Annotated in this window: 14 protein-coding genes and 5 pseudogenes; 17 read left to right on the forward strand and 2 right to left on the reverse strand. The window is 53.0% G+C overall.

The window, feature by feature from the left end:
* The 14 genes and pseudogenes from BLX42_RS20325 to BLX42_RS26590 all read left to right on the forward strand — a co-directional run.
* Nucleotides 1-925, forward strand: a 925-nt coding sequence (locus BLX42_RS20325) for an RHS repeat-associated core domain-containing protein (protein ID WP_178110741.1), incomplete at its 5' end; no start/stop codon positions are given.
* Nucleotides 925-1524 (forward strand): SMI1/KNR4 family protein, encoded by a 600-nt coding sequence (locus BLX42_RS20330; RefSeq protein WP_161872484.1) that lies wholly within the window; start codon nt 925-927, stop codon nt 1522-1524. The genes BLX42_RS20325 and BLX42_RS20330, both read left to right, overlap by 1 nt.
* Before the next feature lie 256 nt (nt 1525-1780).
* Nucleotides 1781-1912 (forward strand): hypothetical protein, encoded by a 132-nt coding sequence (locus BLX42_RS20335; RefSeq protein ID WP_161872485.1) that lies wholly within the window; start codon nt 1781-1783, stop codon nt 1910-1912.
* A 12-nt stretch (nt 1913-1924) separates the two neighbouring features.
* On the forward strand, nt 1925-2308 hold the full coding sequence (locus BLX42_RS20340; protein WP_161872486.1) for a hypothetical protein: 384 nt from the start codon (nt 1925-1927) through the stop codon (nt 2306-2308).
* 122 nt (nt 2309-2430) lie between these two features.
* A pseudogene (locus BLX42_RS20345) lies at nt 2431-3485 on the forward strand (RHS repeat-associated core domain-containing protein); the annotation flags it as partial.
* A 2-nt stretch (nt 3486-3487) separates the two neighbouring features.
* Nucleotides 3488-4081: a hypothetical protein gene (locus BLX42_RS20350; protein ID WP_161872487.1), complete on the forward strand. Its 594-nt coding sequence runs from the start codon at nt 3488-3490 to the stop codon at nt 4079-4081.
* A 40-nt stretch (nt 4082-4121) separates the two neighbouring features.
* The gene (locus BLX42_RS20355; protein WP_161872488.1) at nt 4122-4391 is read left to right on the forward strand and encodes a hypothetical protein; all 270 of its coding nucleotides are present in this window, start codon (nt 4122-4124) and stop codon (nt 4389-4391) included.
* A gap of 154 nt (nt 4392-4545) precedes the next feature.
* Nucleotides 4546-4953 (forward strand): annotated as a pseudogene (locus BLX42_RS27275) (SMI1/KNR4 family protein).
* Nucleotides 4954-5044: 91 nt separating this feature from the next.
* Nucleotides 5045-5832 (forward strand): annotated as a pseudogene (locus BLX42_RS20375) (RHS domain-containing protein); the annotation flags it as partial.
* Entirely contained in the window at nt 5778-6083 is a 306-nt protein-coding gene (locus BLX42_RS27280) for a DNA/RNA non-specific endonuclease (protein WP_371316853.1), read from the forward strand. The pseudogene BLX42_RS20375 and the gene BLX42_RS27280, both read left to right, overlap by 55 nt.
* Complete coding sequence (locus BLX42_RS20385; RefSeq protein ID WP_012314397.1) at nt 6070-6597, forward strand: SMI1/KNR4 family protein; 528 nt, start codon at nt 6070-6072, stop codon at nt 6595-6597. The genes BLX42_RS27280 and BLX42_RS20385 overlap by 14 nt, the downstream gene beginning before the upstream one ends.
* Before the next feature lie 668 nt (nt 6598-7265).
* Nucleotides 7266-7562: pseudogene (locus BLX42_RS26965) on the forward strand (DUF6531 domain-containing protein); the annotation flags it as partial.
* Between the two features lie 94 nt (nt 7563-7656).
* On the forward strand, nt 7657-8241 hold the full coding sequence (locus tag BLX42_RS20390) for an imm11 family protein (protein ID WP_161872492.1): 585 nt from the start codon (nt 7657-7659) through the stop codon (nt 8239-8241).
* 284 nt (nt 8242-8525) lie between these two features.
* Nucleotides 8526-8705 (forward strand): annotated as a pseudogene (locus tag BLX42_RS26590) (DUF6531 domain-containing protein); the annotation flags it as partial.
* Nucleotides 8706-9132: 427 nt separating this feature from the next.
* Here the strand turns inward: BLX42_RS26590 and BLX42_RS20395 are convergent.
* Together BLX42_RS20395 and BLX42_RS20400 are read right to left on the reverse strand one after the other, a co-directional pair.
* Entirely contained in the window at nt 9133-9402 is a 270-nt protein-coding gene (locus BLX42_RS20395) for a DUF3077 domain-containing protein (protein ID WP_115274966.1), read from the reverse strand.
* Between the two features lie 164 nt (nt 9403-9566).
* On the reverse strand, nt 9567-9809 hold the full coding sequence (locus BLX42_RS20400; RefSeq protein ID WP_042111452.1) for a hypothetical protein: 243 nt from the start codon (nt 9807-9809) through the stop codon (nt 9567-9569).
* A gap of 476 nt (nt 9810-10285) precedes the next feature.
* Between BLX42_RS20400 and BLX42_RS20405 the strand changes: the two genes are divergently transcribed.
* From BLX42_RS20405 to BLX42_RS20415, 3 genes are all read left to right on the forward strand, one after another.
* Nucleotides 10286-11455 carry a M20 aminoacylase family protein gene (locus tag BLX42_RS20405; protein WP_161872493.1) on the forward strand — a complete coding sequence of 390 codons (1170 nt, stop codon included), beginning with the start codon at nt 10286-10288 and terminating at the stop codon, nt 11453-11455.
* 60 nt (nt 11456-11515) lie between these two features.
* Nucleotides 11516-12826 carry a citrate-proton symporter gene (locus BLX42_RS20410; protein WP_161872494.1) on the forward strand — a complete coding sequence of 437 codons (1311 nt, stop codon included), beginning with the start codon at nt 11516-11518 and terminating at the stop codon, nt 12824-12826.
* Nucleotides 12823-13511: amidase family protein (locus tag BLX42_RS20415; protein ID WP_256672050.1), on the forward strand; the 689-nt coding region annotated here is incomplete at its 3' end. The genes BLX42_RS20410 and BLX42_RS20415, both read left to right, overlap by 4 nt.

Consider the following 13511-nt stretch of genomic DNA (forward strand, 5'->3'; position numbering starts at 1 on the left):
AAGTACGGGCACTTATCGCTATGACAGCCTGGGGCGGCGGATTGCCAAAACCGCTGAAATCGGCGGCACCTCGGAGCAGAAGCACTTCCTCTGGCAAGGGCTGAGGATGCTGCGTGAGGAGACGCCGGGGCAGAGCATTCTGTATCTCTATGAGCCGGGTAGCTATGCGCCGTTGGCGCGGGTTGACCAGACGGAAGGGGACGAGCAGAAGGTCTATTACTTCCATAACGATCAGATCGGTACGCCGCTGGAGCTGTCCGATAGCCAGGGCGAGATTGTTTGGCAGGCGACGTATCGGTCTTGGGGAGCGATCGAGCAGCTGACGATCAATGAGGTCGAGCAGAATCTGCGATTCCAAGGGCAGTATCAAGATGATGAGACAGGGCTGCACTACAACACGTTCCGTTATTACGATCCCTTGGTGGGGCGCTTTGTTACGCTAGACCCGATAGGTATAGATGGTGGGCTCAATCTGTATCGGTACGTCCCGAATCTAACTAGCTGGGTGGATCCGTGGGGCTGGGCTTGCAATAGGCCTGGCGGATACAAAGCTGGTGACGTTGATGCTCACGGCAATTTATCACCTCAAGTGAACAGGGCTGTGGGTAATAAGAATATTGCTGCGGATGATTTCGTGCAGTCACACCACTTTATCCAGCATGAATGGGCTAAGCTCAATGTAAAAGGATATAAGAGGAATAGTGCGCCAGCAATTCTGCTCAAAAGTAGTTCTGGCGAGTCGCATGCTATGATCTCTGCCATGCAGCGGGCAAGGCGCAAGTCGTTAGGCTTTAGCGGTACATTAAGGGACGAATTCAATGTTGCGTACAAGGAGATGATCGACGCTGGGGTCCTTCCGGATGCTGCGAAACGGGCAGCGGCTAAATCATATAAATATTACGAAGCTTTGGGAGTATTTAACTGATGGTTATTTTTACTGAGCGTCACGGGGCTGCTTCTGCTGCGAGCATTGAAGCTTTGCGTAACGCTCTTGGTATTTCCAATAGGGCATGGATTGTTGACTTCTGGAGAAAAAGTGATGGAGCACTCTTGAATGATCAGGTCTTGATTTATTCCGTTAGCGATATTGAAGAGCGCAATAATACATTTGAAGTCGAAGATAGTTTTAAAGGAATGATTGCCGTTGGAGATGATTCTGGTGGCCGATTAATTTTAATAAATAAATGTGGGGAGGGGGGTTTTTTTCTTGTGGATTCAGGGAACACGACTCTGGACGGATGTGACCGATTCGAAACTATCGAAAAGCTTTTAGATTATATTGAGGAGGATGAGGGAGAGGGAGAGGTCGCGACAGCTGGTTTAGGTGACATCTTCAGTAAGGGAAGCTGCAAGCCAAGCATTGAAGAAGTTGTTGATATAAAGAAAATGCTAGGGCTAAATTATTCGATTGTGCAGCTAAAGGCTATATTGGCTAAATCTGGGCAGGTTGTAATGAAATCTGTTTACGCTCAGAAATACCAAGAGGCCCTAAAAAGATTTTCGCATATTATTGAATTTAGGTAATTTTACGATTCTAAGTTATGAGTTACTTCATGGTCGAAATTTACGCCGTTGGTCCTCAGATCGCGTAATCTTTTGTTGTAAAAGATGGTCCTGCCCATTTGGTCGCTTACGGTGGTGCTCTTCAATTTGCTGATTTATAGTCTGAATTTGCTCATTAAATGGAATTTTTAAGGGAGGCGTTGCTGGTTGGACCCACACTGCGCATTTCTCAGCTGAATGACACTCCTGCTCCAGATGATCTCGTATATGATTGAAGATGAATAGTTTCAAAGGTGCTACAGGAGCAGATGTAGAGTATAAGTGGCCATCTAGTGATGCTAAGTCTTCTGAAGTTTGGAGCGCTAAGTCGAAAAAGACTCAGAAGGTATCTGGTTCAGGTTGCGGATAGGTAGGTGTAAATATGAGTGAATTTATTGCATCAACTATAGAGTGTTACGAAGAGGACGGGGTGGTTACAATTGCGCTAGGCGATGATCCTATTGATCCAAATGGTTATATTGTCATAACGCGACTAGATGATGAAGATAATATTTATATTGATGAAGGTATTGGGTTTCAAACCGCTCAGTCTAGCCATGAGGTAGCAAATTCTATCGATGAAGTCATTCTGCATAGTGACGGCTTAGAGGTAGTAGTGAAACAGGAGTTTATTGGGCATTGCGGAGCGGGTAGATTCTTTGGAAGATTCCCTGATGAGATAAATTCATCTAAAGAGAAAGTTGCTTTGTTGCGCTCGTATTTAAAGGATATTTTTGATGGTAGCCATGTAAGGCTCATCATGTAGCAGAGGAGTGGAAAGGCCTAAGTGCGAATACTGTTTATTGTTTTTTGGCGTCCGATTGGTCTTAGATGTATTTAAGGCAGTCGATCGCAAACCTGCAGTGTTAGCGGAAGTTAGACAAGATCAACTGTATCAACCGCTGGCGAAAACAATAGTATCGCTACGACCCGTGGGGCAACCTGATCGAGAAGCGCTCGGGGTATAGCAAGCTTCAGAGTTTTGCCTATGACTGTGAGAACCGGCTGGTGCGTGCCGAAACGCTGGTCAACGGCAAGCTGGAAAGTACGGGCACTTATCGCTATGACAGCCTGGGGCGGCGGATTGCCAAAACCGCTGAAATCGAAGGCGCGACGGAGCAGAAGCATTTCCTCTGGCAAGGGCTGAGGATGCTGCGTGAGGAGACGCCGGGGCGGAGCATTCTGTATCTCTATGAGCCGGGTAGCTATGCGCCGTTGGCGCGGGTTGACCAGGCGGAAGGGTAGGAGCAGAGGGTCTACCACTTCCACACCGATCAGATTGGTACGCCGCTGGAGCTGACTGATAGCGAAGGCCATATTGTCTGGCAGGCGACATATCGGTCTTGGGGCGCGATTGACCAGCTGATGGTTAATGCAATCGAGCAGAACCTGCGCTTTCAAGGCCAATACTGTGACCTTGAGACAGGACTACATTACAATACTTATAGATATTTTAATCCGCAGATTGGGCGTTTCGTAACGCAAGATCCGTTGAGTATCGACGGTGGAATGAATCTCTATGAGTATGCTCTAAATCCGATCCTATGGTTAGATCCACTTGGTCTGTCCTGTGGGTCCGACGCGAAAAACTTGCAGACAGCCTCGGGAGTAAACCAGTAGGCGGAGGGCAGTATGATGCGCATCACATCATTATGTCCAATTCAAAGGACGTCAGAATGATAGCCTTGAGAAAGCAAATGAAAGAACTGGGAATCGATATAAATGACAAGAAAAATGGAATTTGGTTGCCAAATACAGAATCTGCTAGAGTTCCCGGTACACTGGCAACGCCGCACAAGGGTGCCGGCATACATGGGAATGCCTACAAACAACATGTATATGATTCGTTGGTTGGTAGAACAACGAAGAAAGAGTTTTTGAGTGGGCTTGCTGAACTGAAAGAGCAATTAAATAGTGGTAAGACTTTTGCTGTTAGGAGGTAGCTGTGGTTCCCGATCAATTTAAGAGCTTACTTAAGATTCTAAAGTCTAAGCTTGAGGCTGATCTTTCTGAAGGCGCAGATATGCAGTACATTGCAAATGAAGAGATAAAATGGTCTAAAGGTCCAAGCTTTTCTGTATTGCCTTATGGGCTGGAACTGTCTGGGGTGACTCCGTCTCCGATCCTGAGTTCGGAGCCAAAGAGCAAAAAAAATTGTTTTAAGTTTTATTCTGCGGAGCAGTGTGGGTTTTATAAGTCTGATGTATATGGTGTGAACTCTACAGTGATAGAAACTGAGATATATCAGGTGGAGGGGCAGTCGACTTATTCAGTACGTTTTGACGATGACGGGGAGGCGATTAGGGCATCTGGGGTTGTATTTGAAGGTGGAGTTCCAAATATATCATGTTGCCTGGACGAAGATGGTGAATACTGGTGTTATGAGTATAGGTGTGAAGAAGGGCGGGTAGTGTCCATGATTACATATGCCAGTAATAGTGTTCCTGGTACAGAGATATTCGTAGAGCGAGATGGTGAAAATGTTACAGGGCTATATTTTCGCAATAAAGATTCAAAAGTTTACGTTTATAGAATCTAGCTATTGGGATTGAGTTATCTCTCAAGGTTAATGGTCCGGCTTGTTCCATGATCTGGAAATTGGCTCAGATAAGTGTGAGGGTGCTTTAGTGCGCAAGAATCAAACCATCAAATACACTTGGGGCGATATCCTTGCTTTTAAAGTTGATGAGAAAAAGTATGGGTTTGCGAGGCTGATAAGAAAGAAAGAGCTGGGTTATGAAGCAGGTCCCGCTTTGGCGTTTGGCCCTCAACTCTTGGTTTATGCCCATGATGCAACAAGCTTCGAGGATTTTCTAAGATATCAATCGAGGGCAGTTCCGAGCGCTTGAAGCACAAATTGCAAACCTAGTTAGTAAAAAAGGGGGTGTCGACGTTGAACTTAACTTTATTTACGGTAATGGCGGTGCTCGACCTACATCGATAATGTATGATGTATATCGTAAATATGGTCACCCAGCAAGTAAAAAGGAGTGGAAAATCTAAATGTTGATTCCATTGAGTGATACTGAAAAAGCAATATCGTGCGCGGATCTTGACTTTTTGGAAGAGGTATTGGGCGGCAGGCTGCCGCCGGAGTTTCGTCGGTTGTACTTGTCATCGAATGGCGGTTATATTGACGATGCGCAAGGTGGGAATGATTTGTTGCTTACTGGATTTGTCCCTATTAAGTATGGTCGCATTCCAATGGACATAGCGTATAGAGAGTTGGTCGAGGATTTTCCGTAAATGAAAGGGCGAGTGCCGTTTGCGTTTGATGAGGGTGGTAACTATTTTTTGCTTACTCTGTCAGGAGAAGAGCAAGGTGAAGTCGGGTTGTGGATTATGGATACTGAGGAGTATCATGTGGTTGCAGATGCTTTTCCTGAGTTTTTAAGTCGTCTCAATCAATGAGCTTTGAATCTTTAGGTTTTGCGTGGTTGCTGTCGCATATAGAAATCTCATGCGCTCCAATTCTCGTGTTCGCTTGCTGTTTTAGGTGATGTTGAACTTGGACGGCCAGGTGATCAGCGACATGGAGCGCGACGACTTGCACCGTGAGGTGTATCGCACGCAGGGCAAGCTCACCAGTTGCTTTGGCTACGATGCGATGGGGCGCAAGCCCTGGCAGTTTGCGTCCACGCTGCTGGCCGAAAAGCTGACACAGGTGCACAACACCGGTATCAACACCTCGTTGCTGGTGGAGCATGCGTACAACCCGATTCACCGTCGCTAACAGTACGGCCCGGCGGGCGAATTGGTGCGCACGCTGGACAAGCTGCGTGGCAAGATCAAGTACGAATACGAAACCAACGGCCAGTTGCATAGCCGCGATACCGGGGCCCTCGTAGGTAGCGAAGCGTTCCGCTACGACCCGGCGGCCAACCGGCTGGACTTCAATGCGCGGCAACTGGAGAAGGTCAGAGATAACCGCATCAAGCGCTGGCGGGATCAGGAGTACCGCAACCGCTGAAATCGGCGGCACCTCGGAACATAAGCATTTCCTCTGGGAAGGACTGAAGATGCTGCGCGAGGAGACGCCGGGGCAGAGCATCTGTATCTCTACGAGCCGGGTAGCTATGCGCCGTTGGCGCGGTGGATCAAGCGGAGGGGGAAGAGCAGGAGGTCTACTACTTCCATACCGATCAGATTGGCACGCCCCTAAAAATGAGCAATAGCGAGGGCGAGATTGTCTGGCAGGCGACGTATCGTTTCCTGGTATACAGCCTCCAGGGTTCATTGCCGGTGCAGACTCAAACAGGGCTCGCGGCCACTTATTGGGCTGTCAGCTAGGCGGCTCAGGAGAAGATTTCAGAAACATAATTACTAATCAGCAGCGACCGGCTAATACACCTGTTATGAGTGCAGTTGAGGGGCGGATTGGTAAGGCTTTGGAGCAGGGGCGGGTTGTGGATGTTAATATAGCACCGATTTACCCCGGTCCCTCTAGGATTCCAGCCGGGATTACTATCAAGGTGGAGGGGTCGGGGGGTAGCATGTTGCAGTACTTAAACCTCCTGGGATGTGATTATGTCAATAAATAACCTTCTTGTAGTATTGACGCCTCCTGCCACACCTAATGAAGCGGGTGCTGGGAAACAGTGGCCAATGATTGATGGGATGTTTTTCCCTTCGGACTATGTTGAGTTCATAAATGTATATGGGTCAGGGAGGATAGCGGATTTCTTGATTGTATTTAACCCTTTTAGTCAAAATGAAGACATCAATTTTTTTGATCAGTTTAGGTTGGTTTTAGGTAGTTTTAATGATCTGGTAGCGTCTGATAGTGAATATTTTAAATATCCTCTTTATCCTGTAGAGAACGGGCTGATTCCGGTAGGTGTTACGGATAATGGAGATTGCATTTTTTGGGTTGTGACCTCGAAGCAAAATAGCGACGAGTGGCATGTGGCGATTATTGCCTCTAGGTCGCCAGAAATTGAATATTTTAAAGATAATTTGACTGCCGTGCTTGAGGGATTGCTCATAGGTCGATTAAGTTCGAGCTCACTACCCAGTGGTTTTGCTTCTGCCGGCATTCGTTTCGATATCATTTAGCCTGTTGGTCATAAGGGGTAATGGTAGAGAGTTGGCGGGCCATCAGAAAGGAGGCTACGAGTTGATTGCAGTCATAAAAGGAGTGGGCACATGGTAGACGACAGTAGACTGGATTGTCGCAGCTCCAAAGAAAGCCGTAACCTGGATAACCTCCCGATTGGCCAATAGTTTTCGTTGCTACGGGGCGTCGCCGAAATGGGTGGACGAGCCAAGCTGGCGATTTCTGGGTAATACGCCAATGGATTTTGTGCATCAGTTTGAAGTGGAGGGTTGCTCGAGTGGCGATCGTTACGAGGATTTGATGACGTATGTATTTTTTGGTCAAAAAGACCGTCAGGATGATGGTTTGGAAATGGTTGTAAAACTGGTCTAGCAATATAAGAATGAGCCGGGAACTATTTTAGTTGATTGAATGTTGAATTGTCGCCTTATTTGTCTATATGTATTAGATGTCTAGTGAATTCGGGTGTGGTGATTGGTTTGAGGTTCGTCTGGAGTGACGCGTAAACGGTAGCACGGGTTTTGCTCATTAAAATTGAGGATGAGCCATGGAAGTGGCTGCCAACTTTGTCTCAGCCACTTCTTGCGTTTTCTTGGTTCTGACCTGAGTTTTAAGGTCAAGATTAACCCTATCATTAGGTTATCGACATTGAGCGAAAATCCCGGGCGGCTACCTTGCCGGGCGCTTCATCGTTGGCCCGGCCATAGAACGTGCGATCGGCGGTTTCACCGGTAATCCTGTAGATATGACGACTGGCCGCAAATTGCTGGCCTACGAAACGGGTTCTGTCCTGCCAGGGACGATGCCAATCGAGTGGCCACGCTTCTACGCCAGCGACCTGGCTATCGACAGCGTGCTGGGCCGAGGCTGGGTGCTGCCTTGGAAGCAAAGCCTGCGCCGCAGCGGCGGCTTCGTGTATCACACTGATAAGACTGTTCTTAACACGATCGGCCCTGGCGAACGCAGTATGAGGATGAGTCTTGGTTCAGACACCTAGCGCTTACAAAATACGGACCCTAGGCCGAAAGGCGCTAGATCGACATGTTAGGAAAGAAATTATGAATTATTTTACAATGTTGCATGAAGTAGTTGAAGGGGGGTATACGGATGGCGAGGTTTCATTCTCTCCGAAGCTCAATGACTACTATCAAGTAGGGAAATGCATTTCGTTAAAAGGGCTATCAATTACTGTAGTGCTGGATAAAAAAATTCGCAGTCTGAAATCTGATTTTTTCTTAACTGCATGCGGTGCATTTTTTGGCTCGAGGGAATTAAGTGTTGTATTTGAAGAGTTAGATTCTAACGCTGAACTTGTAAAGGCTGAGGTGAAATATTTTGACGGCAGGCCTGTAGAAAAAGATTACTTTTTAATACACTTGAATCAGAAGATAAAATGCTTCGACTATGAGCGTTCAGATTACTCTGGTAAAGCTATGATTTTAAAAAAATTGAAGTCGGGTGAGTTGGATGCTGAGTACCTGGCCCGAGGTGTAACAAAGCTGTGTGTTGATGAATCAAAAGCAGATGGTTCTCATTTCTTGTTTTTGGGTGACGTCATTTGGATTGATCCGATCGTGTCGGAGGTTTTTGTCAGTAAGGTCGAAAGCAAGAAGCTCGCGATAAGGTTTGTTGCTCTCGGTTGAGCAATTGGCTTGGCGGGTGTTTTTATGCGTTGATATGCTAAGTATGGGGGATGGAGTTCGATCAAGTTTATTTATCAGGGGTGCTCAGGGTCGCCAACCACAAAATGATCTTTAAAATAGCTGGTTTGGACGTCGATGCCAACTTTGTCTCATTACGCTTCCAGCTTTATGTGCTGCTAGAGTTGTATTGCTGGCCGTGATGTTGCATGAGGTTAATTAGTTTTTTGCATGTTTTGGCAGGGCTGCCCTGTCGCTGGCGGCGGCGCCAGCCGCTACGTGGTCGAAGCGGTAGCCCGGTAAACCTGACCACCGGCCGCAAACTCATCCCCGACGAAATCGACTTCAGCCTGCCCGGCCTGATGCCCATCGAGGGGGCGCGCTTCTACGCAAGCGACCTGACGGTCGACAGCGTGCTCGGCCGCGGCTGGGTACTGCCGTGGGAACAAAGCCTGCGCCGCAAGGGCAGATAGCCGTATTCATTTATCCCCTGATCAGCATCACGTACTTCATCATTCGCTATCGTTTTCTGAAAAGCGTGCCGCCTGAGCGGCTGGTACATGTAGTGCCTTGGAGCCATATTTATGAAGGGCGCAGGATTTCTGCGTTCATTCTGATCGCTTCTGTACTAGCGTGTGGGTACGCGCTGTATAATCACGTTTGGTAGATAAGTTCCCCCACGTGAGATCACGTTGGCTAGTACTCCATTGGTGTCATAATCGAGCCATTTGAGAGCCCATGATCACCGCATCGCCTTATCGAACTGGCCCATCACTTGGCTTTGTATGAAAACTCCTGAAGGCGCTGACAAGCCGGCTCCAACGGTGGCAGCGATACACAATTTTTCGTACGGAGCCTAGTTGTCCTCGATGGGCGAGCCCGCCGCTTGCTGACCTACCGCTGCATCCCCAATTCGGCATCATCCAGCAGCGCCTTGGCCAGCGCGCTCAGGTAATAGGACGCCCAGATCAGTTGCGGGTTTTCTTCCATCAGCCCGGTGATGGTCAGGTCGCGCACACACCCCATCAGCTCCGAGGCTTGCTCCCGGGCATCTTGGCAGGGGATGCCTGGGGCGATGCAGAACAGGGGTTGGGTTTGGCCCTCTGCCTGGTAGAACATGGTTTTACCGGGTGTGGTGTATTCGTTTGTGCCGTCTTTTGGCATTGGTTGGCTCCCTGAAAATGCGGGTGCCTGGGCTGGCCCTTTCGCCGGAAAACCGGGCCCACACGGGTTCACCGAGCGCCTAAGGGTCGTCTACAACCTCAGGGGCGGCGCCGTGCGAGTGGTTAGCCTTTGAAAGAGCCAGGCCAGGCCTGACGTGATGCGACTTAGTGCAACGTTCTCGGCTCTGTCGGCATTTGCACTTGCGCCAAGGCCACCTCAAGCAATTTGCGCAAGGTTTCGAGCTCGTGCATGGAGGTCATGATCAACAAGGAGGAGGGCGATTTGGGTTGCATCATCATCGCCTGCTGGGCAACGGCTTCTGCGCAAAGTGCGTAGTCAGCAGCCATCATGAGTGTGTCTTCCAGGGAGTGGGAAGTGTAGGGTGGATCGGGGACTATCTTCAGCATGCTTACGCTCCAACAATGGTTGAGCTGCAAGCCGCCTTGCTGTCAAACAAGAGGGAGGCAGCTGTACGCGGGTTGACAGACCGAGATTGTTGGCACTCGGCGCACACGAAGGTGCCCGCACGTACAGCCGCCATAAGCGTATGCACACGGACAACAATCGACGGCCTGTCAAAGCCGGTCGCTGAATTGGCAGCGACCGGCCGAGACTATGGCCCACGTTTAGCGCGTGCAACGAAAAACAGGCGTCGGCAGTATCTTTGGGAAACGGACTACAAGAAAGGGAATTAATCTGATTTTTTCAGCCGGTTTCTGTAGGAAAACATTCCCGCCCATGTGATGTTCCACCACGTGAAACTACATTCAATTGTGCTCCCGCCCCACTCGCGCTTAGCTGTCCGCAACCACGACCTGCCTAAACCGTCGTGATCTCAAAGCGAACAACAAGAACGGGACCCACCCGCGCGAGGAGATTCCACATGCAGCAACACCAGCACATCCTGGCCTGGCTCAACGACGTGGCCAGCGACCTGCACGCCATCCGCCACGATATCCACGCCCACCCCGAACTCGGTTTCGAAGAAAGCCGCACCGCGGCCCTGGTCGCGCAACTGCTCAAAGACTGGGGCTACGAAGTGCACACCGGCATCGGCAAAACCGGTGTGGTCGGCGTGCTGCGCAATGGCAGCAGCCCACGCAAACTGGGCCTGCGTGCCGACATGGACGCGCTGCCCATCGTAGAAGCCACCGGCGCTGAATACACCAGCCGCCACCAGGGCTGCATGCACGCCTGCGGCCACGACGGGCACACCACCATGCTGCTGGGCGCGGCACGCTACCTGGCGGCCACGCGCCAGTTCGATGGCACGCTGACGCTGATCTTCCAGCCGGCCGAGGAAGGCCAGGGCGGCGCCGAGGCGATGCTGGCCGATGGGCTGCTGGAGCGCTTCCCGTGTGACGCCCTGTTCGGCATGCACAACATGCCGGGGTTGCCGGCGGGGCACCTGGGCTTTCGAGAAGGGCCGATGATGGCTTCGCAGGACCTGCTCACCGTGACCATCGAAGGCGTCGGCGGGCATGGCTCCATGCCGCACCTGACGGTCGACCCGTTGGTGGCCGCAGCCAGTGTGGTGATGGCCCTGCAAACCGTGGTGGCGCGCAATATTGATGCGCAGGAGGCGGCCGTGGTCACCGTGGGCGCACTGCAGGCAGGCGAGGCGGCCAACGTGATCCCGCAGCAGGCGTTGCTGCGTTTGAGCTTGCGTGCGCTGAACGCCGAGGTGCGCGCGCAGACCCTGGAGCGGGTGCAGGCGATCATCCTTAGCCAGGCCCAAAGCTACGGCTGCACCGCCAGCATCGAACACCGCCCGGCGTACCCGGTGCTGGTCAACCACGCCGACGAAAACGCCTTTGCCCACCAGGTCGGCGTCGAGCTGCTCGGCGCCGAGGCGGTGGACGGCAACACCTGCAAGCTGATGGGCAGCGAAGACTTCGCCTGGATGCTACAGCGCTGCCCCGGCGCCTACCTGTTCATCGGCAACGGCGTGCAGCGGCCGATGGTGCACAACCCTGCCTACGACTTCAACGACGACATCCTGCTGACCGGCGCCGCCTACTGGGGCGCCCTGACCGAGCGCTGGCTCAACTAGGGAAGCTTCAAGCTGCAGCCCGCCGCCGTTTCTGGCCAACAGATTGATGGAGTGTTCCGCATGCAGACTTCACACACAGGCGCGTCGCGTACCCGGCAAGTGGTCGCGGCGGTCATCGGTAATGCCCTGGAATGGTATGACTTTATCGTGTACGGCTTTCTGGCCAGCATCATCGCCCGCCAGTTCTTCCCCTCCGACGACGAGTACGCCTCGCTGCTGATGGCCTTGGCCACCTTCGGCGTGGGCTTTTTCATGCGCCCGGTGGGCGGGGTGCTGCTGGGCATCTATTCCGATCGCAAGGGGCGCAAGGCGGCGATGCAACTGATCATCCGCCTGATGACGGTGTCCATCGCCATGATCGCCTTTGCCCCCAGCTACCTGGCCATTGGCATGGGCGCGCCGCTGTTGATCGTGGTGGCGCGCATGCTGCAGGGCTTTGCCACGGGCGGTGAGTACGCCAGTGCCACGGCGTTTCTGGTGGAAAGCGCACCGGCCCACCGCAAGGGGCTATATGGCTCGTGGCAGCTGGTGGGGCAGTGCCTGGCGGTGTTCAGCGGGGCGGGGATGGTCGCGCTGGTGACCCACCTGTGCACGCCCGAGGCGCTGGACAGCTGGGGCTGGCGGATTCCGTTCGTGATCGGTTTGCTGATCGGGCCGGTGGGGCTGTGGATTCGCAAACACATGGAAGAACCCGAGGAATTCCTGGAGGCGCGCAAGCAGGCCAAGGGCCAGGCGCCCGGCCTGTGGCAGGTGCTGCGGGAGCATCAGCGCAGCCTTTTGGTCTCGATGGGCCTGGCCTGTGGTGCGACGGTGTCGTTTTACGTAGTGCTGGTGAACATGCCCACCTTCGCCCACAAAAACCTTGGCCTGCCACTGGACCAGGTGCTGCTGGTGCAGATGCTGGCCGTGGGCCTGATGACCGTGGTCATCCCCCTGGCCGGAGCGCTGTCGGACCGGCTTGGCCGGCGGCCGGTGCTGATGGCCTTTACCCTGGCATTTTTCGTGATGGTGTACCCGCTGTACGTGTGGGTGGCCGCAGCGCCGTCGATCGAGCGCCTGCTGGTGATGCAACTGCTGCTGTGCACCGCCATTGGCGGCTTCTTTGGCCCGGCGCCAACCGCCCTGGCCGAGCAGTTCCCGATCGAGGTGCGTTCCACCGGCGTGTCGGTGGCCTATAACGTGGCGGTGATGGTGTTCGGCGGCTTTGCCCCGTTGATTGTCACCTGGCTGAGCAAGGTGCTCGGCACCCCGGTGGCGCCGTCGTTCTATGTGCTGTTCGCCTGCCTGTTGACGCTGCTGGGCACCTATTGCCTGAAAGAAGCACCCCGCGCTGGCAAGGCTGTCGCTTTCAACCTTGGAGTTAAACCGTGAACCCGTTAGCCATCGACCCGATCGTCGCCCTCGATGCCCAGGCGCTGTCCGAGGCGATCCACGCGCGCCAGTTGTCGTGCCGTGAAGTGATGCAGGCCTACCTGGCCCATATCGAGCGCTTCAACCCGCAGGTCAATGCGCTGGTATCGCTGCGCGAGGGCGCGGTGCTGCTGGCCGAGGCTGAGGTGCGCGACCGTGAGCTGGCCGCCGGCCAGTCGCGTGGCTGGATGCATGGCATGCCGCAGGCAGTCAAAGACCTGGCGGCCACGGCGGGGCTGCGCACGACGCTGGGCTCGCCGCTGTTTGCCGAGCAGGTGCCGGTGCATGACGCCATCAGCGTGGCGCGGGTGCGGGCGAGTGGGGCGATCATTGTCGGCAAAACCAATGTGCCGGAATTCGGCTTGGGCTCGCAGAGCTACAACACGCTGTTCGGCACCACCACCAATGCCTACGACCACAGCCGTGTGGCAGGCGGCAGCAGTGGCGGCGCCGCAGCGGCGTTGGCCATGCGCCTGCTGCCGGTGGCCGACGGCAGCGACATGATGGGCTCGCTGCGTAACCCGGCAGCGTTCAACAACGTGTTCGGCCTGCGCCCTTCGCAAGGGCGGGTGCCGTACGGGCCAACGCCGGAGCTGTTCGTGCAGCAGCTGGCCACCGAGGGGCCGATGGGGCGCACGGTGACGGA

It is taken from the genome of Pseudomonas sp. SG-MS2, assembly GCF_009933855.1.
Taxonomy (GTDB): domain Bacteria; phylum Pseudomonadota; class Gammaproteobacteria; order Pseudomonadales; family Pseudomonadaceae; genus Aquipseudomonas; species Aquipseudomonas putida_E.